General features: G+C 64.8%; 18 protein-coding genes. 2 read left to right on the plus strand and 16 right to left on the minus strand.

The features are described 5' to 3' along the window. Positions 1 to 3: 3 nt before the first annotated feature. The 6 genes from FXB41_RS10640 to FXB41_RS10665 all read right to left on the minus strand — a co-directional run bounded on the left by FXB41_RS10640 (position 4) and on the right by FXB41_RS10665 (position 8,017). Positions 4 to 1,002 (minus strand): TRAP transporter substrate-binding protein, encoded by a 999-nt coding sequence (locus tag FXB41_RS10640; RefSeq protein ID WP_219681712.1) that lies wholly within the window; start codon positions 1,000 to 1,002, stop codon positions 4 to 6. Between the two features lie 39 nt (positions 1,003 to 1,041). Further along, positions 1,042 to 2,700, minus strand: coding sequence for a hydantoinase B/oxoprolinase family protein (locus FXB41_RS10645; protein ID WP_007596349.1), 1,659 nt, complete (start codon positions 2,698 to 2,700; stop codon positions 1,042 to 1,044). Positions 2,701 to 2,702: 2 nt separating this feature from the next. Further along, positions 2,703 to 4,787, minus strand: a complete 2,085-nt coding sequence (locus FXB41_RS10650; protein WP_219681713.1) for a hydantoinase/oxoprolinase family protein — start codon at positions 4,785 to 4,787, stop codon at positions 2,703 to 2,705. Positions 4,788 to 4,927: 140 nt separating this feature from the next. Next, positions 4,928 to 5,734, minus strand: coding sequence for an NAD-dependent protein deacetylase (locus FXB41_RS10655; RefSeq protein WP_219681714.1), 807 nt, complete (start codon positions 5,732 to 5,734; stop codon positions 4,928 to 4,930). A 53-nt stretch (positions 5,735 to 5,787) separates the two neighbouring features. Next, positions 5,788 to 6,624 carry an SDR family oxidoreductase gene (locus FXB41_RS10660; RefSeq protein WP_007596359.1) on the minus strand — a complete coding sequence of 279 codons (837 nt, stop codon included), beginning with the start codon at positions 6,622 to 6,624 and terminating at the stop codon, positions 5,788 to 5,790. 73 nt (positions 6,625 to 6,697) lie between these two features. Continuing rightward, the gene (locus FXB41_RS10665) at positions 6,698 to 8,017 is read right to left on the minus strand and encodes a solute carrier family 23 protein (RefSeq protein WP_219681715.1); all 1,320 of its coding nucleotides are present in this window, start codon (positions 8,015 to 8,017) and stop codon (positions 6,698 to 6,700) included. Between the two features lie 125 nt (positions 8,018 to 8,142). Between FXB41_RS10665 and FXB41_RS10670 the strand changes: the two genes are divergently transcribed. Next, positions 8,143 to 9,477 carry a dicarboxylate/amino acid:cation symporter gene (locus FXB41_RS10670; protein WP_219681716.1) on the plus strand — a complete coding sequence of 445 codons (1,335 nt, stop codon included), beginning with the start codon at positions 8,143 to 8,145 and terminating at the stop codon, positions 9,475 to 9,477. A gap of 174 nt (positions 9,478 to 9,651) precedes the next feature. Here the strand turns inward: FXB41_RS10670 and FXB41_RS10675 are convergent, their stop codons facing one another. From FXB41_RS10675 to FXB41_RS10720, 10 genes are all read right to left on the minus strand, one after another. Continuing rightward, on the minus strand, positions 9,652 to 11,235 hold the full coding sequence (locus FXB41_RS10675; protein ID WP_219681717.1) for an ABC-F family ATP-binding cassette domain-containing protein: 1,584 nt from the start codon (positions 11,233 to 11,235) through the stop codon (positions 9,652 to 9,654). A gap of 170 nt (positions 11,236 to 11,405) precedes the next feature. Beyond that, positions 11,406 to 11,753: a RidA family protein gene (locus FXB41_RS10680; RefSeq protein WP_007596366.1), complete on the minus strand. Its 348-nt coding sequence runs from the start codon at positions 11,751 to 11,753 to the stop codon at positions 11,406 to 11,408. Between the two features lie 15 nt (positions 11,754 to 11,768). Then, entirely contained in the window at positions 11,769 to 12,890 is a 1,122-nt protein-coding gene (locus FXB41_RS10685) for an NAD(P)/FAD-dependent oxidoreductase (protein WP_219681718.1), read from the minus strand. Next, entirely contained in the window at positions 12,887 to 14,305 is a 1,419-nt protein-coding gene (locus FXB41_RS10690) for an FAD/NAD(P)-dependent oxidoreductase (protein ID WP_219681719.1), read from the minus strand. Before FXB41_RS10690 ends, FXB41_RS10685 begins: the two co-directional genes overlap by 4 nt. Beyond that, positions 14,302 to 14,598: a (2Fe-2S)-binding protein gene (locus tag FXB41_RS10695; protein ID WP_007596376.1), complete on the minus strand. Its 297-nt coding sequence runs from the start codon at positions 14,596 to 14,598 to the stop codon at positions 14,302 to 14,304. The genes FXB41_RS10690 and FXB41_RS10695 overlap by 4 nt, the downstream gene beginning before the upstream one ends. 19 nt (positions 14,599 to 14,617) lie before the next feature. Then, a complete protein-coding gene (locus FXB41_RS10700; protein WP_007596378.1) occupies positions 14,618 to 15,754 on the minus strand; it encodes an NAD(P)/FAD-dependent oxidoreductase in 1,137 nt (378 codons plus the stop codon). Positions 15,755 to 15,762: 8 nt separating this feature from the next. Next, positions 15,763 to 16,569, minus strand: a complete 807-nt coding sequence (locus FXB41_RS10705; RefSeq protein ID WP_219681720.1) for an ABC transporter permease — start codon at positions 16,567 to 16,569, stop codon at positions 15,763 to 15,765. Continuing rightward, positions 16,566 to 17,441 carry an ABC transporter permease gene (locus FXB41_RS10710; RefSeq protein ID WP_219681721.1) on the minus strand — a complete coding sequence of 292 codons (876 nt, stop codon included), beginning with the start codon at positions 17,439 to 17,441 and terminating at the stop codon, positions 16,566 to 16,568. The genes FXB41_RS10705 and FXB41_RS10710 overlap by 4 nt, the downstream gene beginning before the upstream one ends. Further along, positions 17,438 to 18,472 (minus strand): ABC transporter ATP-binding protein, encoded by a 1,035-nt coding sequence (locus tag FXB41_RS10715; protein ID WP_219681722.1) that lies wholly within the window; start codon positions 18,470 to 18,472, stop codon positions 17,438 to 17,440. Before FXB41_RS10715 ends, FXB41_RS10710 begins: the two co-directional genes overlap by 4 nt. Before the next feature lie 23 nt (positions 18,473 to 18,495). Further along, on the minus strand, positions 18,496 to 19,530 hold the full coding sequence (locus FXB41_RS10720) for an ABC transporter substrate-binding protein (RefSeq protein WP_219681723.1): 1,035 nt from the start codon (positions 19,528 to 19,530) through the stop codon (positions 18,496 to 18,498). Positions 19,531 to 19,802: 272 nt separating this feature from the next. Between FXB41_RS10720 and FXB41_RS10725 the strand changes: the two genes are divergently transcribed. After that, the gene (locus FXB41_RS10725; protein WP_219681724.1) at positions 19,803 to 20,702 is read left to right on the plus strand and encodes a LysR substrate-binding domain-containing protein; all 900 of its coding nucleotides are present in this window, start codon (positions 19,803 to 19,805) and stop codon (positions 20,700 to 20,702) included. The last annotated feature ends 158 nt before the right edge of the window (positions 20,703 to 20,860 follow it).

Raw genomic sequence — 20,860 nt, forward strand, 5'->3', positions numbered from 1 at the left:
GCCTCAGCGCTTCATTTCGGCGAGATAGGCCCGCACCGGCTTGTCGGCCGCCGGCACGCGCTTGACGAAAGCGTCAAGCTGCGGCGCGGTTTTGGCGCGAATGTCCGTGATCATGGCCTCCGAGACCGGCACCACCTCCATGCCGCCTTCCTTGAGCCGGTTGAGGCTGTCGACGTCGGCCTTGAGCGAGTTCGCCCAGAAGCCCGGCTCCATCTTGGCGGCAATGCCCGCGACGAGCTGTTGCTGATCGGCACTCAGCGCCTTCCAGGAATCGAGGTTGACGGTGAGCATCTGCGACGACCAGACGTGATTGGTCGGGTAGATGTATTTCAAGAATTCCCAGAATTTTCCGTCGACGCCCGACACCGCCGAGGTCGATACGCCGGAGACTGCGCCCGACGCCAGCGCCGGGATGGTCTCGCCCCAGGGAATCATCACCGGCGCCATGCCGACCACGGCCAGCATGTCGACGGCGTTCTTGTCGGGCACGCGGATCTTGATGTTCTTCAAGCCGTCGACATCGGCGACCTTGACCTTGAGGTGCAGATACTGCGTCGGCCAGGGCACGATGTAGAGGATCTTCTGGTTGTTGCGCGCGGCGACCTTCTCGTATTCGGGCCGCACATATTTGTGCAGCACCTTCAATTCGTCCATGGAGCCGCAGAGAAAGGGAATGCTTTCGACGCCCATGAAGGGCTCGTCGCCGACCTGCTGGATGTTGAGGACGTCGGCAAGCGGCACCAGGCCGTCGCGCACGGCGCGCAGATGCTCGGGGCCCTTGAAGCCGAGCTGTCCGCCGGCCTTCACGGTGATCGCGACCGAACCGCCGCTCTGCTTCTTCACCTCGTCGGCGAAGGCAAACGCGTTCTGGGTGTGGAAATTGCCGTCGGGCCATACCGTCGACATGTCCCAGCTCACCGTCGCAGCTCGCGCGCGGGTCGAAATGTGGCCGGCTGCGAGCAGTGTCGCTGCGCCCGCTGTAAAATTCCGTCGCGTGATCATTAGGCCCCTCCGTTTGCTACGCGCACGACGCCTGAAGCGTCATCGCGTATGCCCATAAACTGCAACCGCGTTGTCGGCCGACACGAGGCCGCTTTCGATGTCGTCGTTGACGGCTGTCGGCGCGCGCTCCCTGGGATCGCCGATGCCGGCGCCGCCTGGTGTGAGCACCACCAGCCGATCGTCTGGCGGCACCTGCTGAAAGCCTTTTCCACGCAGCTTCTTGCCGGACTTCAGGCCGACATAGCCGGCCTCGCCGTTCTTGCCGCCATCGCGGCCGCGTGGCGGATGATCGATGCGGTCGAACGCCGCCAGAATGTCGAACGGCGCATCGACGCCGCTGCCGACCTCGATGATCTGGCCGAGGCCGCCGCGGGTGCGCCCTGCCCCGCCGGAATCCGGCCGCAGTTCCTTGCGCCAGAAGATCAGCGGCGTCTGCGTCTCGGCGATCTCGACCGGCGTGCCGCGCACACCGCTGGGATAGGCGGTCGCGGACAGCCCATCCTTCGCGAAGCGCGCGCCGGTGCCGCCATTGGAGGTCACCGCCATCGAGAACCCGTAATTGCCGCCGGCGCCCGAGCGGGTCTGTCCGCGCACATTGAGATTCCACAGGCACGAGGTGCCTTCCGCGGGCACGCGCTCGGGAATGATCTGGCGCAGGCAGCCGAACACGACGTCGGGCAGCATCTGGCCGATGATATGGCGCGAGGCGACCGGCGCCGGCTTCGGCGCATTGAGGATTGCGCCAGGGGGAGCCGACACCGTCAGCGGCGAGAGCGAGCCGGCATTGTTCGGGATCTGCGAGGCGACGACGCAGCCGAGACCGAACACGGTGTAGGCGATGGTGTAGGACAGAGGCACGTTGATGCCGAACCTGGACGCGGCCGAGGTGCCGTCGAAATCGACGTGAATGCCCGCGTCCGAGATGGTCAGCGTCGCCTCAAGCGAGACCGGCGCATCATAGCCGTCGACCACCATGGTGTTGCGCCAGGTGCCCTTCGGCAGCTTGGCGATCTCAGCCAGCACGGCCTCGCGCGAGCGGTCGCAAATGTAGTCGCCGAGTGCGTCGAGCGTGTCGATGCCGAACTCGGTCATCATCTCGACCAGGCGCTCGCAGCCGACGTCGTTGCAGCCGGCAAGCGAGTAGGTGTCGCCCTCGGTGTCGATCGGCAGCCGCGTGTTGGTGCGGATCATCGCCATCAGCGTCTCGTTGACGACGCCCCGGTCGATCAGCTTCAGCATGGGGATGTAGAGCCCCTCCATGAACACGTCGGTGGCATCAGGCCCGAAGCCGATGCCGCCGATGTCCATGAGATGGCTGGTGCAGGAAAACAGCGCCACCGGCTTGCCGTCCTTGAAGCAGGGCGTGGTGACGACGAAATCGTTGAGATGGCCGGTGCCCATCCAGGGATCGTTGGTGATGTAAGCATCGCCCTCCTTCATCGTCTCGATCGGAAAGTGGGCGATGAAGTGCTTGACCGATTCCGCCATCGAGTTGACGTGGCCGGGCGTGCCGGTCACCGCCTGCGCCAGCATCCGGCCCTTGAGGTCGAACACGCCGGCCGAAAGGTCACCGCATTCGCGCACGATCGGGCTGAAGGCGGTGCGGAGCAGCACCTGCGCCTGCTCCTCGACCACGGCGATCAGCCGGTGCCACATGATCTGAAGGTCGATCAGGCTCGCGCCGCTTGCCTTGCTCATGATCAGGCCGCCTTCCGTTCCATGACGATGCTGCCAGCACCGTCGATATGGGCATCAAAACTGTTAGAGACGAACGTCGAGGTCTCGTCCTCCGCGATCACGGCGGGGCCTGCAATCGTCGCGCCAGGCGCCATGTCTTCACGGCGGTAGAGCGGGATCTCGATCACCTCCCCGGCCCTGCCATCGAAGAACTTGCGGCTGCCGGTCGCCTTCCCGGCGGGCTTGCGCGTAACGGCCGCGACAATAGCCGGATTGCGCGCCTCGGTCGTCGCGAGCACGGACCAGCTCAACACCTCGATTGCCGCACCCGGGATCGACCGCTCGAACATCGCCGCATAATCCGCCTCGAACTTCTGGCGCAGGCCGGCCAGGTCGGCCGTCGCCAACCGGCGGTTCGGCAGTTCGATCGAGATCTCATGGCCCTGGCCGACATAGCGCATGAAGGCGGCGCGGCGCTCGCGCACCGGCGCACCGGCCGCACCCGTCTCGACCAGCGCACGCGCTTCGGTCACCATCTCCTGGAGCAGGTCGGAAACACCATCGGTGTCGAAATCGTCAAGCCGCACATGACGGCTGCGCACCAGCTCGTAAGCGATCGGAGCCGCAAGGAAGCCCACGGCCGAGCCGACGCCGGCATTGGAAGGGACGATCACGCGGGAGACGCCGATCTTCTCGGCGACGCGCGCCGCATGCAGCGGTGCCGCGCCGCCGAAGGCGATCAGCGTATGCTGACCGACAATCTCACCACGCTCGACCGCATGCACGCGCGCCGCACTCGCCATGTTCTCGCAGACGACCTCGTGCACGGCATAGGCTGCAGTCTCAGCCGACAGACCCAGCGGCTCCCCCACGGCGCGCAGCAGCGCCTGCTTCGAGAGCTCAGGGTCGAGCTTGATCGTTCCACCCGCGAAGTCGTCGGGATCGATCATGCCGAGCGCAACGTCGGCATCCGTCACGGCCGGGCGCAGGCCGCCGCGGCCATAGCAGGCGGGCCCGGGCTCCGACGAGGCACTCTCGGGGCCGACCGTGACGCGCTTCATGGCATCGACATGGGCGATCGAACCGCCGCCGGCGCCGATCTCGACCATCTCGATCACGGGAATTCGCACCGGCAGACCCGAACCTTTCAGGAAGCGCGCTGCGCGATCGACCTCGAACACGCGCGAGGTCTCGGGCTGGTATTTTTCGATCAGGCAGATCTTGGCCGTGGTGCCGCCCATGTCGAAGGACAGCACCTTGCTCTCGCCGAGACGCGCCGCGATCTGCGCCGCGAAAATGGCGCCGCCGGCGGGACCGGATTCGACAAGGCGCACCGGAAAGCGCCGCGCCGTCTCGATCGAGGTGACACCGCCGCCGGAGGTGACGAGATAGATCGCGCCGCGGTACTGCTCGACCTGCAAGGCGTCGGACATGCGGGCGAGATAACCATCGATCAGGGGCTGCACATAGGCGTTGGCCACCGCAGTCGATGTGCGCTCATATTCCCGGATCTCCGGGCACACCGCGGACGATACGGTCACGGAAATGCCGGGCATCTCCTCGCTGATGATCGCGGCCGTGCGGCGCTCGTGCTCGGGATTGGCGTAGGAGTGCAGGAAGGCGACCGCGACGCTCTCGACATTCAGCGCGCGCAATCTTGGCGCGAGCGCACGCACCGCCGCTTCGTCCAGCGGGAGGCGGACGGCACCATGGGCGTCGATACGCTCGGGCACGGTGAAGCGCAGGGATCGGGGCGCCAGCGGCTTCGGCTTGTCGATGCTGAGGTCATACTGGTCGTAGCGGCTCTCGGTGCCGATATCGAGCACGTCGCGAAAGCCCTCCGTCGCGATCAACGCCGTCTTGGCGCCGCGACGTTCGATGATGGCGTTGGTCGCGAGCGTCGTGCCGTGAATGAAGACGTCGATGTCGCTGATATGGGCACGCGCATCAGCGAGAATGAGCCGCATGCCATCGAGCACCGCCCGTTCGGGCCGCTGCGGCGTCGTCAGCAATTTGCGGGTCTTGCGATCCTGCCCCACGTCCAGCACGATGTCGGTGAACGTGCCACCGATATCGACGGCAAGCCGCACCTCGGCTCCCTCAAGCATTCCAAATTCTCCGTGCTGATCGTCAAGACTGAGGACAAAAGCGCAGCAATTTCCATGCCATGGACGACAGGAACATGCTGTGTCCAGCTATTCTGCTTGGCACCTATGCAATAGGCAAGGCGCGTTCGCAGCCTGCGCCATCAGAGCAGGAATGCAAGCGCCGCTTCGCAGCGCTCCTCGACCTTCAGCGTGAGGAGATCATCGGCGCGGGTGCGTCCGAGATTGACCGCAGCGATCGGGATTTGCCGGTGCGCGGCAGCCTGCACGAAGCGGAAACCGGAATAGACCATCAGGGACGAGCCGACGATGAGCATGGCGTCGGCCTGCGCCAGATGATCCTGCGCGGTAGCGACGACGTCGCGCGGGACGTTCTCGCCGAAGAACACGACATCGGGCTTGAGGATGCCGCCGCAGGTTTCGCAAGGCGGCACCTTGAAGGACGAAAAGTCGGCGTGCTCGAGATCGGCGTCACCGTCCGGCGCATCCGCGGCATCGAGCGTGAGCCATGCGGCATTGGCGCGGCCGAGCTTGTCCTGGAATTCATTGCGCGGCGTCTTCGCTCCGCAGCCCATGCAGCGGACCAGATCGAGCCGGCCATGCAGGTCGATCACCTGGCGGTGGCCGGCGGATTGATGCAGCCGGTCGACGTTCTGGGTCAGCAGCATTCCGCAACGCCCGCTCGCCTCGAGCCGGGCAAGCGCGTGATGCGCATCGTTCGGCCTCGCCTGGCCGAACCGCCGCCAGCCGATCAGACTGCGCGCCCAATAGCGCCGACGCGTATGCTCTTCCGACATGAAAGCCTGGAAGTTCACGGGCTGGGTCCGCTTCCAATTGCCGTGACTGTCGCGATAATCGGGAATGCCCGAATTGGTGCTGCAGCCGGCGCCGGTCAGCACGAACAGATTTTCGTGCCGGCCGACGAAATCGCGGAGCGGATGATTTGTCATGGCGCAGATGTAGTCTGCTGCGCTCGGTTTTGCCAGATGGGCCAGGACGCCCGCTAGCTCGCCCAATTGTCGCGAAACTCGGGAAACAGCGTCAGACCTCCACAGGCGTAGATGGTCTGGCCGGTGATGTAGCTGGCTTCATCGGAGGCGAGGAAGGCGAACACGGCGGCGATCTCTTCCGGCGTGCCGACGCGGCCGAGCGGAATGTGGCTGGTGACCACACTGCGCTTTTCCGGATCGCCGGTCCAGGCCGCGTTGATCGGGGTGTCGATCGCGCCGGGACCTACCGCATTGACGCGAATGCCACGGCTCGCGAATTCCAGCGCCAGCGTGCGCGTCAGATTGGCCATGCCGCCCTTGCTGATGGAATAAGCGAGATAGCCGGGTTTCGGGATGATCTGGTGCACGCTGGAGCAATTGATGATGCTGCCGCCTGCGCCGCGCGCCACGAAATGCGCGAGCGCCTTCTGGGCGCAGAATACGGCGCCGTTGAGATTGACGTCGATGATGCGGCGATAGGTTTCGATGTCGAGCGACTCGCTCGGCGATTCCCGCTGGAAGCCGGCATTGTTGACGAGGCAGTCGAGGCGCTTCCAGCGCGCCAAAACCATCTCGAACATCGCCGCGACCTCCTGCTCATTGCTCACGTCGGCCTTGACGATTGCATGATCGAGCCTGCCGTGGCCCCGATCGCTCGATGCCGTCCGTGCCAGCGCGAGCGTCTCCTCGGCCTTTTCAGGGTGATCGACATAGTTGATGGCGACGGTCGCACCTTCCTGGGCGAGCCGGATTGCGACGGCACGGCCAATGCCTTGGGAGGCGCCGGTCACCAGCGCGTACTGGCCGACAAGACGCGAGTGAAACGAGGTCGAGCGATCGGTTTGTGGCATGGGTTCTCTCCGGGATGCCCTGATCAGCGACGGAACCGGCCTTTTGTTCCATCCCTCAGCGCATCGCTGCGATTCATTCAGCGCGGCGCGCGAATGGCGATCTCAAAATTTGGTACAGGATGATGGCGCCAAAGGTTGCGGTGCCGATCCCGCCGATGGTGAAGGCACCGAATTTGAGCGTGAGGTCTCCGGCGCCTGCGGTGAGCGCGACCGCGACGGTGATCAGGTTTGCCGGACTTGAGAAGTCGATCTTGTTCTCGACCCAGATCCGGCCGGCCATCGCGGCGATCAATCCGAACAGCACGATCGAGAGTCCACCGATGACAGGGCCCGGGATCGACAGGACCAGCGCGCCGAACTTCGGCGAGAAGCCGAGCACGATCGACACCAGGGCCGCGAAGGCAAACAGCAAGGTCGAATAGACCTTCGTCGCCGCCATGACGCCGATGTTTTCAGCATAGGTGGTAACGCCGGTGCCGCCGCCGCAGGCCGCCACGATGGTCGCGAGGCTGTCGGCGAGCAAGGCGCGGCCGAGATAGTCATCGAGGCTCCGGCCCGTCATGGCGCCGACTGCCTTGATGTGACCGAGGTTCTCGGCGACGAGGATGATCGCGACCGGCGCGATCAGAACGATCGCATCGGTCTGGAAGGTCGGCGTGGTAAAACTCGGCAGGCCGATCCACGGCGCGGCCGAAACTTGCGTGAAGTCGATCGGCTTGCCGAAGCCAAAGCCGTTCGCGAACAGCAGGTACAAAAGATATCCGCCGATCGCGCCGAGAATGATCGGCAGGCGGCGCCACAGGCCAGGCGCGCCAACGGCAACCACGCCGATGATCAGAACGGTCGCGAGCCCGATTCCCGTGTCGAACGCATTGGCGCTCACGGCCTTCACCGCCACGGGCGCGAGATTAAGGCCGATCGCGGCGACCACGGCGCCGGTGACGGCCGGCGGCAACAGCTTCTCGATCCAGCCAACCCCCGACCACATCACGATCAGCGCGATCACGCCGTAGAGGACGCCGGCTCCGACGATGCCGCCAAGCGCAACCGACAGGTTCGGGTTCGGCCCGTGCCCAACGTAACCGGTCGCGGCGATCACGACCGCGATGAACGCGAAGCTCGAGCCGAGATAGCTCGGCACGCGCCCCGCGACGATGACGAAGAAGATCAGCGTGCCGATGCCGGAAAACAGCACCGCAACATTGGGATCGAACCCCATCAGCAGCGGCGCGATGATCGTCGAGCCCGACATTGCGACGCAATGCTGGAGACCGGAGACCACGGTCTGGCCAAGCGGCAGCCGCTCCTCGGGCATGATCACGCCGGAGGACTTCAGAGTCCAATGCGGGAAATAGCCTTGCGCTCGCTCGTCGGAGCCCGTTGCAATCGGCATGTTCCCCCCAGTTGCGGTGCAGCGACCGATCTTCGTGCGAACAGACAAAAATGTGATTGTCGCTTCTGCAGCGGCCATCACATGATGCAAATCAAACAAGATCAATACGTTCCGGGGCCTATTCTATGACACAGATCGCGATCCAGCCAGCCATCCACCGGCGGCACCAGCCCTGGTACAAGATCCTCTACATCCAGGTGCTGATCGCGATCGTGCTCGGGGTGCTCGTCGGCTATTTCTATCCCGATCTCGGCAAGGCCCTGAAGCCGCTCGGTGACGGTTTCATCGCGCTGATCAAGATGATGATCGCGCCGGTGATCTTCTGCACGGTGGTGCACGGCATCTCCTCGATGGGCGACCTCAAGCGCGTCGGCCGGGTCGGGCTGAAGTCGCTGATCTATTTCGAGACCGTCTCGACCGTGGCGCTCGCGGTCGGCCTGCTGGTCGGCGAGGTGCTCCAGCCCGGACATGGCTTCAATATCGATCCCGCCACGATCGACCCGAAATCGGTGGCGACCTACGTCACCAAGGCCAAGGAAGAAGGCATCGTCGGCCATCTGATGGCGATCATCCCCGACAGCTATCTGGGCGCCATCGCACGCGGCGATCTGTTGCAGGTGCTGCTGATCTCGATCCTGTCGGGCTTCGCCATCGCCTTTCTCGGCAAGGCCGGCGAGCCCATTGCGGAAGCGATCGACAAGGCCGCAAAGATGTTCTTCGGCATCATCCGCATCATCGTGCGCGTCGCCCCGATCGGGGCGTTCGGCGCGATGGCCTTCACCGTCGGCGCCTACGGCCTCGGTTCGCTGCTCAACCTGGCCGCCCTGATCGGTACGTTCTATCTCACCAGCATGCTGTTCGTGCTGGTCGTGCTGGGGGCGATCGCAAGGCTCGCCGGCTTCTCGATCCTGCGCTTCATCGCCTACATCAAGGACGAGCTCCTGATCGTGCTCGGCACCTCGTCGTCGGAGACGGTGCTGCCGCAGATGATCCAGAAGATGGAGCATCTCGGCGCCTCGCGTTCGGTGGTCGGCCTCGTCATTCCAACCGGCTACAGCTTCAACCTCGACGGCACCAACATCTACATGACGCTGGCGACGCTATTCCTGGCGCAGGCGACCAATACCCATCTGACCATCTGGCAGGAGCTCGGCATTCTCGGCATCGCCATGATCACCTCGAAGGGCGCCTCGGGCGTGACCGGGGCGGGCTTCATCACGCTCGCGGCAACGCTCTCGATCGTGCCGGACATCCCGATCCAGTCGATCGCGATCCTGGTCGGCATCGACAAGTTCATGAGCGAGTGCCGCGCGCTCACCAATCTGATCGGTAACGGTGTCGCCTGCGTCGTCATCAGCATCTCCGAAGGCGAGCTCGACCGTGATGCGCTGCACGAGGCCATGGCCCATCCGCTGGAGATGGGTGAGGCGCTTGAACCGGGCGGCAGCGCCGCCTCCTAAGCCGCGCAGGTTTGGCGGAGTCCGGTTCCAACGCGGTAGTTTCCCGGAGTGGTAAATTGGCGCAACGCGAGTCACAACTGCTGCGTTGGGATCACGGATTGATAGTCATTTTTTTCACCCGACGCGCTGGGGGCAGGGCGTCGGGTTTTTGTTAATCAACGATGGGCAGCGGACTTAGCCGGCCAGTTCGACCCTGCGCGTGATCCCGATCGCCTGCAAGAACGCCTCGTCATGACTGACGACGAGCAGCGCGCCGTCATAGGCCCTCAAGCCCGCTTCGACGGCTTCGATTGCCTCAACGTCCAAATGATTGGTCGGCTCGTCGAGGATCAGCAAGGACGGCGGCATCGCTCCGCCCAGCACGCAGGCGAGGCCGGCGCGAAACATCTGCCCGCCGCTCAAATGTCCTACGATCTGCAAGGCGGCATCGGCGCGAAACATGAACCGGGCCAGCGCGGCATGGCATTCATTTGCACCCGCCTTCGGATGGAAGCGCCTGAAATTGTCCAGGATAGAGACCGCGGGATCGAGCAGGCTGACCTTCTGATCGAACAGCGCAAGGTCGGGCCTGACCCGCACGGTGCCGGAGAGCGGACGTAGTTCGCCAGCGATGAGTTTCAGCAGCGTCGTCTTGCCGGAACCGTTGGGCCCGACAATTGCCAAGCGCTCCGGACCGACGATCGCGAGCGATAGCTCGCGCAAGACTTCCCGGTCCGGCCGATAGCCGGCACTGACACAATCGAGCCAGACTACCTCCCTGCCGGCCGGCAGCTGAGTCGAGGGCAGCTTCACCGACAGCGGCTGAAGAATCTCGATGCGCCGGCGTGCCGTGTCGAGGGCCTCAAGCGCATCCGCACGCCGCCGCTCGGCGATCTGCGCGTTCTTGCCGCCGGTGTCTTCGCTGCGGTCCTTGCGCGCGCCGGCCAGGATTCGCGGCATGTCGCCCTTGGCGCGCTTCTTCTTACCCCCGCTGTCCTTGCGCGCTTTCCTCTCCGCAGCCCGCGGCGCGTTCCCATCGATCGCGGACAGCCGCCTCTCGGCATGCGCGAGGTCGTGCCTGACAGCCGCAAGCGCAACGGCTTTCTGCTCGCAATAACTGCTCCAATTGCCGCCGTATCGCGTAGCTCCGAGCGACGTCAGCTCGACGATCGCATCCATGGTTTCGAGCAGGCTCCGATCGTGGCTGACGACGATCGCCCCACCGCGCCAGGACGCAAGGAAATCGATCACGGCCGCGCGCCCCTCCCGATCGAGATTGTTGGTGGGCTCGTCGAGCAACAGGAAGTCCGGCTCCGCGAAGATCAGCGCGGCGAGACGAACCCGCGTGATCTGCCCGCCCGACAGGCTGGCGAGCTCGATCTCCGGAGCGACGTCGAAACCGACACGCGCAAGGGCGGATGCAAGCCGCGTTTCGAGGGTCCAATCGACATCCGAGACCTCCTCAGCCGAGGCATCCCCGCGCTCGGCACGACGAAGAAGATCGAACGCGGCTCGCGCCTCGAACAGATCGATTACCTTCGCGCCCGCAAAGGGCTGGACGTCCTGCCGCAGCAGACCGACCGTACCGTTGACGGCAATGCGCCCCGACTGGGCGATGTGCTCGCGCGAGATCGACGCGAGCAGCGTCGTCTTCCCGACGCCGTTGCGGCCGACGAGGCCGGTCCGCTCGGCGCGGAACGTCAGATCGATGTCGGAGAGAAGAGGACGGCCGTCAGGCGTGGACAGCGACAGGTTCGACAGGATGATTGAAGCAGGCATGGAATTCCCCGTGAGCAAGGCAGGTCGGCATTGCGGTCGGGGTAAAATCCATGGCTCTCGAATATCCTGTTTGAGGAGCTTCTAACTAGTCCCATCAAAGCGCGAGATCAAGGCGAGGCTCGCAGGGGCGACGGCGCGCGGAGCGCCGACGTCCGCCGCGGCTTGCGCGATCAGCCCTTGAGCGCGGTGACCACGACCTCGATCAGCGCGCTGCCGCCGAGATCGGCGACGCCGACGGTGGCACGGGTCGGCAGATTGTCGCCGAAGAACTCGGTCCAGACCGCGTCCATCTCCTTCTTCTTGGAAAGATCCGTGACAAAGATCGAGGTGCTCACAACGCGCGACTTGTCGGTGCCCGCTTCCTTCAGATAGCCCGCGATCTTGCCGAGGATGTTGCGGGTCTGCTCGCCCATCGACACCGAGGTGTCGTCGGCGATGGTGCCGCCAATGAAGACGAAGCCGTTGGCTTCGACGGCGCGGTGCATGATGGGCGTGCGGATGCTGCGGGTGATGCTCATGATGTCCTCTTGTTGCTAGAGCGTGGAGGGATGGAAACGGTCGATGCCGAGATCGCCGATGCGGGTCTGGGTGCCGCCATTGACAATCAGCTCCGCCATGACGGCGCCCGCGCCGGGGCCGAGCTGGAAACCGTGGAGCGAGAAGCCGAACTGGTGATAGAGGCCCTTGTGGCGGCTGCTCGGCCCGAACACGGGCAGATCGTCCTTCGTCTTGGCCTCGATGCCGGCCCAGGCGCGGACGATCGTCGCGCTGCGCATCACCGGGAACAACTCGAACACGGTGCGGGCGCTGGTCGCGAGGCTCTTCCAGTCCAGCACTGTCTCGTTACGATCCTGGTAGGGCGTTGCCAGATGGCCGCCGCCGATCAGCACCGTGCCGTTCTTGAATTGCTTGAAGGACAGTTTGCGCCCGCGCAGGATCACGACGGGGTCGATGAAATGCGGCACGCGCGAAGTGATCATCAGCATCGGCGCCACGGTCTCGACCGGAACGGGCTCACCGAGCGCCGCTGCGATGGTCCCGGCCCAGGCGCCGGCGGCATTGACGAGCACCGGCGCGGCGAAGCTCTCGGCGCCGACATCGACGTGCCAGAGGCCATCGGTGTGCCGGATGTTCGTGGCGGCAATGCCCTCGCGCACGGTCGCACCGAGCTGCTCCGCCTTGCGACGGAACGCCGTCGTCGCCTGCGCGGGATTGGCGGCGCCGTCGCGGCGCGAGACCACACCGCCGGGACAGGTCTCGGCGACTGCGGGCACGAGGCGTCGCAGCTCGGCCGCATCGATCAGCTCCTCGTGGGTGAAGCCGAGCGCGTTGAGCTCGACCACACGTGCGCGGCAGACCGCGAGTTCCTCCTCGTTCTCGGCGACGAGGACCTGGCCATAGCTCTCAAAGCTACAATCGTCGTCGAGGAGATCGGTGATCTTCTCCCAGATTCCCATCGAGCGGATCGAAAGCGGGATTTCGGGGATGTGCCGCGCAAGCTGGCGCACGCCGCCGGCGTTGACGCCGGAGGCGTGCCGGCCGGCATAGTCCTTCTCGATCAGCACCGGCTTCAGGCCGGCAAGACACAGATGCAGCGCAGTCGAGCACCCGTGGATGCCGCCGCCGACGACGATCGCATCCACGTTTTTAGTCATCCGCGCACCACCGCCTTGATGTCGTCTTCGCTCTTTGGAACCGCGGCAAGCTCGGCGAGCGTGATCGGCTTGACCGGCGCGCGCAGCCGGTAATAGCCGATCTCCTGCGGGCTCTTGCCTCGTGCCTGCGCCATCAGCTCGGTGACGGTGAGGCCGCAGAGCCGACCCTGGCACGGACCCATGCCGGTGCGGCGATAGGCCTTGAGCTGGTTCGGCCCGGTCGCGCCGATCGCGACGGCGTCGAGAATATCCTTTGCGGTGACCTCCTCGCAGCGACAGACGATGGTGTCGCCCGCGGGAATGCGAAACTGCTGCGCCGGACGGAACAGCGTGTCCAGGAAAACGCGGCCACGCTCGGCCTTGGCGAGATCGGCGCGGAGCGTCGCCATCGTCGCAAGCTTTGTCGCCGCCGCAGGCGCCAACGCCTCCACTGCCGCGCGCGCCGCGATGCGGCCGCGCACCACGGCTGCGTTCGCGCCGCCGATGCCGGCACCGTCGCCGGCGATCGCAATGCCCGCGACCGACGAAGTGCCGCTGGCATCGAGCACCGGAGACCAGCACAATTGCAGATCATCCCAGCGATGCTCGATTCCGGCCGCCATCGCCAGATTGACGTTGGGCACGACGCCCTGGTGCAGCAGCAAGAGATCCGCAAGGACGGTCTCGCGTTCGCCGCCGGCGACATAGCTCACGCTCGCGAGCTGGCCGTCGCCAGATGCCGAAAGCTCGGTGACGCCGGAGACGACCTGCACCTTCGCCTTCACCTCGCGCATCATTGACAGGCCCTTGGCGAAATAGGGCGACGTCAGGAAAGCGAAGGCGTGGGGAAGAGCCGCGAAATAATTGCCGCGCTCGGTGGTGTCGAGAATGCGATCGATGCGGCCGCCGAGACGCAATATCTGCGCGGCGAGGAGCCAGAGCAGCGGCCCCTGTCCTGCGATCACCGTACGGCCATCCGGCACCAGGGCCGATGATTTCAACATCGTCTGCGCGGCGCCCGCGGTCATCACGCCCGGCAGCGTCCAGCCGGGAATCGGGAATGGCCGCTCCAGCGCGCCGGTCGCGAGGATCACGCGTTTCGCCTTGACGAAGGCCGAGGCGCCGCCGATCGAGACCGCGATCTCGAGGTTGCGGTCGAGGCTCCAGACCGTGGCGCGGTGAATGACCTCGGCGTTGCCTGCGCGCAGCGCCTGCACGAGATCGGAACCGACCCAATAGTCCTCACCGAGCTGTTTGCGGTCGGTCACGGGCGTCGAGGCGATGGCACGAAACACCTGGCCGCCGGGGCCGATATTCTCGTCGAGCAGCAACGTCGACAGGCCGGCTTCGGCGGATGTCGCGGCGGCGGCGAGGCCGGCAGGCCCAGCGCCGACCACCACCACATCGTAGTCTTCGCGCTTGGGAGCCACAGTCATTTTCCGATCTCCCGCTTGCCCTTCTGGATCTCGACCTGCATGCCCTCGGCGACGGGCACAAGGCAGCCCTGGCGGTTGCCGACGCCGTCGATGGTGACGAGGCAGTCGAAGCACACGCCCATCATGCAATAGGGCAGACGCGGCGCACCGCTCACCGCGGTCGAACGGCGGGCATCGCAGTTCGAAGCCAGTAGCGCTGCGGAGACGGTATCGCCCTGCCGCGCCGCGACGGCAACGCCGTCGACGAAGATCTGCACTGGCGGCCGCTTGTCCTGTTCGGATCGTTTGAACATCTTGGTTCCTTCAATGTCGCTAGTAGCCGCTGTTGTTCGCAGCACCGGCGGCGCTAAACCGACTGGCTGAAAACGCGCCGACCAGCTCGGGCTCGAGCGCGCCCTGCGCAACCATGCGTGCGATCTCGAAGGCGTGGTTGGAGGCGAGCGTCACGCCGGAATGGCAGCAGGCAACGAAAGCGCCGGGATGCGTCTCCGACTGGTCGTAGATCGGAAAGCCGTCCTGCGGCATGACGCGAATGCCGGCCCAGCTCCTGACCACGTTGAGCCGCGCGAGATGCGGGAACATGCGCTGGGCACGATCGGTCATCACGGCGCTGATCGAGTGCTTCAGCGTGCGATCGTCGAGCTCGTCTTCTTTGCTGTCGCCGATCATCACCGTGCCCTCGTCGGTCTGACGGATCGTTGTCAGCGGATGCGGCAGGAACGGCATGGTGCGTTCGGTCACTACGATCTGGCCACGGGTCGGGCCCATCGGGGCGTAGAGACCGACCATCGGCGCCAGCGTCTGGTTGGCATTGCCGGCGGCGAGCACGATCTTGGCGGCACGGAGTTCGCCCTGCGGCGTCGTCAGGCGGAATTCGTCGCCACTCTTGCTGATCGCCGAGACCGGACGCTCCGGAAAATAGTCGATGCCGAATGCCCTAAAGCCGGTGTGGAACGCACGAAAGGTCCGCAGCGAATTGACGTGACCGTCAAGCGGGCAATAGCTTCCGCCGGAAACTTCGGGGCCGATCAGCGGCAGTGACTTCTTCACTTCGGAGGCGGAGAGCATCTCCATCTTGTAGTCGGCGGCGCCCGTCTGGTTGTGCATGCGCTTGACCAGCTCAGCGCGCTGGCCGAATTCGTCCTCGCCGAGCGTGAGATGAAATCCGCCATTCTGCTGAAGAGAGACATCCAGGCCGGTCTGCTGCTTCAGCTCGGACGCGAGCCGGCTCCACGCCTGCGACGCCTGCACCGTCCAAACGGTATAGGCCGGCATGCCAAGCCCTTTGCTCTGTACCCAGACCAGCGCAAAATTCGCGCGCGAAGCACGCTTTGTGATGTCGCCTTCGTCGAGCACGGCCACCTTCTTGCCGAGCCTTCCCAGGCCCCACGCAATCGCGGAGCCGAGCAATCCGCCGCCGACGACGGCGACGTCGTAATCTGTTCGCATGGATTCTCCTATCGCCCTGTATCGCCCTTGCCGGCGAGCACGCGGTCGAGCCCGTAGAAGCGGTCGAGCAGAATGAGGGCGGTCATGGTGATCGCGATCACGCAGGCCGAGACCGACGTCACCAGCGGATCGATGTTGTCCTGGATGTACAGAAACATTCGGACCGGCAATGTTTCGGTGCCGGGTGCCGCAAGGAAGACGGTCATGGTGAGATCGTCGAAGGACTGGATGAAGGCGAGCGCCCAGCCGCTGATGACGCCGGGCAGGATCAACGGCAGCGTCACGCGGCGGAACAGCGTCCAGCCGCCGGCGCCGAGCGAGACCGCCGCCATCTCGACCGACAAATCCATGCCGGTCGCCGCCGCAAGCGTCAGCCGCAGCGCGAACGGAAACACGATGATGACATGCGCGATGATCAGCGCGGCAAAGCTGCCGCCGAGGCCCGCCGACGTGAAGAAGCGCAGGAAGGCGATGCCGAGCACGACATGCGGGATCATCAGCGGCGAGAGAAAGAGGGCCGCGAGCGCATCTCGACCGCGGAACCGATAGCGCGCGATCGCGAGCGCCGCCGGTACCGCGAATAATAGCGCGACGAACGACGATAATGCGCCAAGGCCAAGGCTGACCCAGAAAGCATGGACAAATTCGGGATAGTTGGCGATCGCCCTGAACCAGCGCAACGAAAAGCCGTTGGTCGGCAGCGACAGGAAGCCTTCTGGCGTGAACGCGACGAGGCAGACGACGAGGATCGGTGCCACCATGACGATGACGAAGACGGTGTGGAAGATCAGCGCAAGCGGGCCGTTCCGGCTCATCGGAACACCTCCGCGTAACGACGCTCGATCAGTGCGTTGCTGCCGACGACGATTAAGACCAGCGCGGCCAGCAGCAGCGTGGCGACCGCCGCACCCAGCGGCCAGTTCAGCGTGTTGAGGAACTCGTCATAGGCGAGCGTCGCCGCGACCTTGAGCCGGCGGCCGCCAATGATGGCGGGCGTCGCAAACGCACTGGCCGAGAGCGAGAACACGATGATCGCCCCTGACAGTACGCCCGGCATGATCTGCGGCATGATGATGCGGCGGATTATGGTCACAGGGCCGGCGCCGAGCGACAACGCGGCATTCTCGATCTGCGGGTCGAGACGCTGCAGAGCCGCCCACACCGACAGCACCATGAACGGCATCATCACGTGCGCAAGCGCGACCACCATCCCAGTTTCGGTGAACATGAAGGGGATGGGCGCGCGGATCAGCCCGGCCGACATCAACAGCTTGTTGACCAGCCCGTTGTTGCCGCCGAACAGCAACGCCCAGCCGAGCGTGCGCGCCACCACGGAGATCAACAGCGGCCCCAGGATGACCAGCAGGAAAACGCTCTTCCAGCGTCCGCCCATGCGATTGAGGATGTAGGCTTCGGGTGCACCGAGCAGCGCGGTGAGCAGCGTGGTCAGGATCGCGATGCGAAACGTCCGCCCGAACATCTCGGCGTAATAGGGATCGGTGGCGATCTCGCGCCAGTTCTTGAGGATGAAGACCGGCTCGATGCCCTTATACTGGCCCCAATCGTGGAACGACAGCATCACAGTCATTGCGAGCGGAATCAGGAGCACGCCGACGAACAGCATCAAAGCCGGCGCGGTCAGGGCCCAGGGCGTGCGTGCGTTTCGTTCCTCGGCGGAAGCGCTCATGCGACGCCCCTCACGTCCATGTCCTCCGGCCGCCAGGTGAGGTGAACTGCCTCGCCTTCGGCCGGCTGCGACCGGCCGTCATTCTGGCGGATCACGGTCGCCGGGCCACATTCGCTCTCGCACTGGAACAGCCAGTGATTGCCCTGGAAGATGCGCGTGACGATCTTTGCACTGAGGCCTGCGTCGCCAAAGTCGATCCGCTCGGGGCGAATGCTGATGGTGACGGGACCATTGCGCCCGGCAGGCGCAGGCGCACTCCACGAGCCGGCGATCAATCGCGCAGGCGCACTCGCCCGATCTATCGTCGCGGCAAAGTCGTTGGTCTTGCCCAAAAACTGCGAGACGAAGGCCGAGGCCGGCTTCTCATAGGTCTCCTGCGGCGTGCCGATCTGCTCGATCCGGCCCTGGCTCATCACCACGATACGGTCGGACAGCGACATCGCCTCGTTCTGGTCGTGGGTGACGAGGATCGTGGTGGTGCCGATGGTGCGCTGGATCTGGCGCAGCTCGATCTGCATCTCCTCGCGCAGCTTGGCATCGAGATTGGATAGCGGCTCGTCGAGCAGCAATACGCTCGGCTTGATCACCAGCGCGCGCGCCAGCGCCACCCGCTGCTGCTGGCCGCCGGACATGCGGCGCGGGTGACGATCCTCATAGCCGGCAAGCCCGACCATCGCGAGCGCGGCGCGGACGCGCTCGGTCCGTTCGCCGCGCGGTACGTTGCGCATCTCGAGGCCGAAGGCGACATTCTCGGCCGCGGTCATGTGTGGAAACAGCGCGTAGCTCTGGAACACGATGCCGAGCCCGCGTTTGGCCGGATGGATCGCGGTCAGGTCCTTGCCCTCCAGGCGGATCGTGCCGCGCGTCGGATCAAGAAAGCCCGCGATCATCTGCAGGGTCGTGGTCTTGCCGCAGCCGGACGGGCCGAGGAAGGAGATGAACTCCCCCTTCCTCACCGACAGGCTGAAGTCGTCGACCACAGTCTGCGCGCCGAACTGTTTTGCGACCCGATCGAGTTCGAGATAGGCCATGACGCTGTCTCCGCTGCGACCGATCAGCGTTCGACCTCGCGATTCCAGCGCTTGGTCCATTCCTCGCGCTTCTCGTTGATGACGGTCCAATCCGGATTGTACAGCTTTGCGGCGCGCTCGCCGATCGGCGCCATCTTGCCGAGCTCGGGCGGGATGATCAGCGATTTCAGCACCGGGCCGTAGCCGTAGTCCTTCAGCATCACGAGCTGGATCTTGGGTTCGAGCAGCATCTTGACGAAGCTGGACGCAAGCGGCGAGGCGTTCGGCTTGGTGATCGGACAGGCGGTGGTCAGCAGCGTCGCGGCCCCCTCCTTCGGATAGACGAAGTCTACGGGGAAGCCGGTATTGGCAAAGCTCTGCACGCGGCCCGTGCCCCACACCGCGATCACGGCCTGGCCGGACTGAAACAGCTCGGTCATCTTGCCCGGCGACGGCTCATAAGCGAGCACGTTCGCATTGATCTGCTCCTTGAAGATCTTGAAGCCGGAATCGACATTGGACTCGCCGCCGCCATTCATCTTCGACAGCATCACCAGCGCTTCGAGGCCATAGGTGTTGTTGATCGGCGGAATCACGAGCTGCTTGGCGTATTTCGTGTCTTTCAAATCGTTCCAGGAGGTCGGCGGCGCCCAGCCCTTCTCTGCAAACACCTTGGTGTTATACATCAGGCCGGTGGCGACGATGCCGATTGCGACCGCGCGATCGTCCTTGAAGCGGGCGGTGTCATAGAGATCGGCCGGCAAGCCCTCGAGCTTGCCGCAGAAGCCGAGCTGGATCGCCTGGTACATCGGGCCGTCGTCAACGATGGCGACATCGATCTGCTGGTTGCCCTTCTGCGCCTGGAGCTTGGCCAGCGTGTCGGTGGAGTTGCCGGCGACGTACTCGACCTTGACGCCGTTCTCCTTTTCGAAAGTCGGGATCACCTCGTCGCGGATGGTCTTTTCGAACGAGCCGCCATAGCCGGCGACATAGAGCGTCTTTTGCTGGGCCGTGGCGACCGACGGGGCGGCGATGAGAGCCGCGATGCTGACCGCTGTCAGAAGGCGAAAAGTCTTCATGTGGTCCGATCTCCATACCGGGATGAGGTGACGTGCCGACGTGTCTCGTTGGCTGAACCTTCCGCATTTCCTTCCGCGCGAATCCCGCGTCCGACCAGGGCTCCGGCCCCTGTTCGACGGGTTTTGGCGCGATCCGGAGGTTTGAACCCTCCAATCTGCCGAAAAAGCGGGCTGTCTCCAGTCCTGATGAAAAAGATCGCAAACCCGGGCTTCCGTCGTCCAATGAATAATGGCACCCTCTGCATGCCTAAATGTTATGAATGGAATTCGGGATGGCGCGGATCAATTCGCGACAGGTGGAAGCCTTCCGGGCGACGATGCTGACCGGCAGCGTGACTGAGGCGGCGGCGCTGATGACCATGACGCAGCCGGCGGTCTCCCGGTTGCTGCGCGACCTCCAGGCGCTGTTGAAGATGGAGCTGTTCGAACGGCGCGGCACCGGCCTCGTGCCGACCGCTGCGGCCATGGCGCTCTACACCGAAGTCGAGCGCTCCTTCGTCGGCCTCGAACGCATCACCGCGGCAGCCGAGGAAATCCGGGGCCGCCGCACCGGCTCACTGCGGATCGCGGCGCTGCCGGCGCTGTCGAACGGCTATTTGCCACGACTAACCGGACATTTTTTAAAGGAGCGGCCGAACCTCAACCTCGCCTTCTTCGGCGTGATTTCGCCGATCGTGGTCGATTGGGTGCTGAACAACCAGTGCGACGTCGGCTTTGCCGAGGTGCCGATCGCGCATTCCGGTCTGCCGAGCCAGAAGCTGCCCGCGCCGGCCCGCGTCGCGGTGCTGCCGACCGGTCACCGCCTCGCGGAAAAGGAAGTGCTGGAGCCGCGCGACTTCGAGGGCGAGACCTTCATCTCGTTGTCGGCGGGCTCGTCGAGCCGACATCTCGTCGACCAGGTCTTCCATCGCCACGATGTCCGCCGCGTGCTCAGGGTCGAGACCACGCTGTCCGAGATCATGTGCGGCATGGTGTCATCGGGGCTTGGCGTCGCCATCTGCGATCCCTTCACCGCGCAGGAATTTTCCACCCGTGGCGTCGTCGTGCGCCGCTTCCTGCCGCGCATCGACTTCGAATTCTCCGCCGTCTTTCCGGCGCAGCGCAGCCCCTCGCCGGTGGCGCTGGATCTGGTCGAGACCATGCGCAAGGCGCTCGCCGAATTCGAGGATTAGAACGCGTTTGGGTTGAAGCGATTTCGCCACGGGCTCGCTGCAACCTCTCCCGCTTGCGGGGGAGGTCGGCGCGAAGCGCCGGGTGGAGGCTCTCTCCTCATCGGGAGTGTCCCAGCATGGAGAGAGCCCTCTCCCCTGCCCTCTCCCGCAAGCGAGGG

Source organism: Bradyrhizobium canariense (assembly GCF_019402665.1).
In the GTDB taxonomy this organism is placed as follows: domain Bacteria; phylum Pseudomonadota; class Alphaproteobacteria; order Rhizobiales; family Xanthobacteraceae; genus Bradyrhizobium; species Bradyrhizobium canariense.

Bases quoted from the DNA above. Each gene is read 5' to 3' on its own strand.
- FXB41_RS10700 (WP_007596378.1), bottom strand. From the start codon at position 15,754: ATGCGAACAGATTACGACGTCGCCGTCGTCGGCGGCGGATTGCTCGGC.
- FXB41_RS10720 (WP_219681723.1), bottom strand. From the start codon at position 19,530: ATGAAGACTTTTCGCCTTCTGACAGCGGTCAGCATCGCGGCTCTCATC.
- FXB41_RS10675 (WP_219681717.1), bottom strand. From the start codon at position 11,235: ATGCCTGCTTCAATCATCCTGTCGAACCTGTCGCTGTCCACGCCTGAC.
- FXB41_RS10695 (WP_007596376.1), bottom strand. From the start codon at position 14,598: ATGTTCAAACGATCCGAACAGGACAAGCGGCCGCCAGTGCAGATCTTC.
- FXB41_RS10655 (WP_219681714.1), bottom strand. From the start codon at position 5,734: ATGACAAATCATCCGCTCCGCGATTTCGTCGGCCGGCACGAAAATCTG.
- FXB41_RS10690 (WP_219681719.1), bottom strand. From the start codon at position 14,305: ATGACTGTGGCTCCCAAGCGCGAAGACTACGATGTGGTGGTGGTCGGC.
- FXB41_RS10685 (WP_219681718.1), bottom strand. From the start codon at position 12,890: ATGACTAAAAACGTGGATGCGATCGTCGTCGGCGGCGGCATCCACGGG.
- FXB41_RS10725 (WP_219681724.1), top strand. From the start codon at position 19,803: ATGGCGCGGATCAATTCGCGACAGGTGGAAGCCTTCCGGGCGACGATG.
- FXB41_RS10670 (WP_219681716.1), top strand. From the start codon at position 8,143: ATGACACAGATCGCGATCCAGCCAGCCATCCACCGGCGGCACCAGCCC.
- FXB41_RS10705 (WP_219681720.1), bottom strand. From the start codon at position 16,569: ATGAGCCGGAACGGCCCGCTTGCGCTGATCTTCCACACCGTCTTCGTC.
- FXB41_RS10640 (WP_219681712.1), bottom strand. From the start codon at position 1,002: ATGATCACGCGACGGAATTTTACAGCGGGCGCAGCGACACTGCTCGCA.
- FXB41_RS10710 (WP_219681721.1), bottom strand. From the start codon at position 17,441: ATGAGCGCTTCCGCCGAGGAACGAAACGCACGCACGCCCTGGGCCCTG.
- FXB41_RS10665 (WP_219681715.1), bottom strand. From the start codon at position 8,017: ATGCCGATTGCAACGGGCTCCGACGAGCGAGCGCAAGGCTATTTCCCG.
- FXB41_RS10650 (WP_219681713.1), bottom strand. From the start codon at position 4,787: ATGCTTGAGGGAGCCGAGGTGCGGCTTGCCGTCGATATCGGTGGCACG.
- FXB41_RS10645 (WP_007596349.1), bottom strand. From the start codon at position 2,700: ATGAGCAAGGCAAGCGGCGCGAGCCTGATCGACCTTCAGATCATGTGG.
- FXB41_RS10660 (WP_007596359.1), bottom strand. From the start codon at position 6,624: ATGCCACAAACCGATCGCTCGACCTCGTTTCACTCGCGTCTTGTCGGC.
- FXB41_RS10715 (WP_219681722.1), bottom strand. From the start codon at position 18,472: ATGGCCTATCTCGAACTCGATCGGGTCGCAAAACAGTTCGGCGCGCAG.
- FXB41_RS10680 (WP_007596366.1), bottom strand. From the start codon at position 11,753: ATGAGCATCACCCGCAGCATCCGCACGCCCATCATGCACCGCGCCGTC.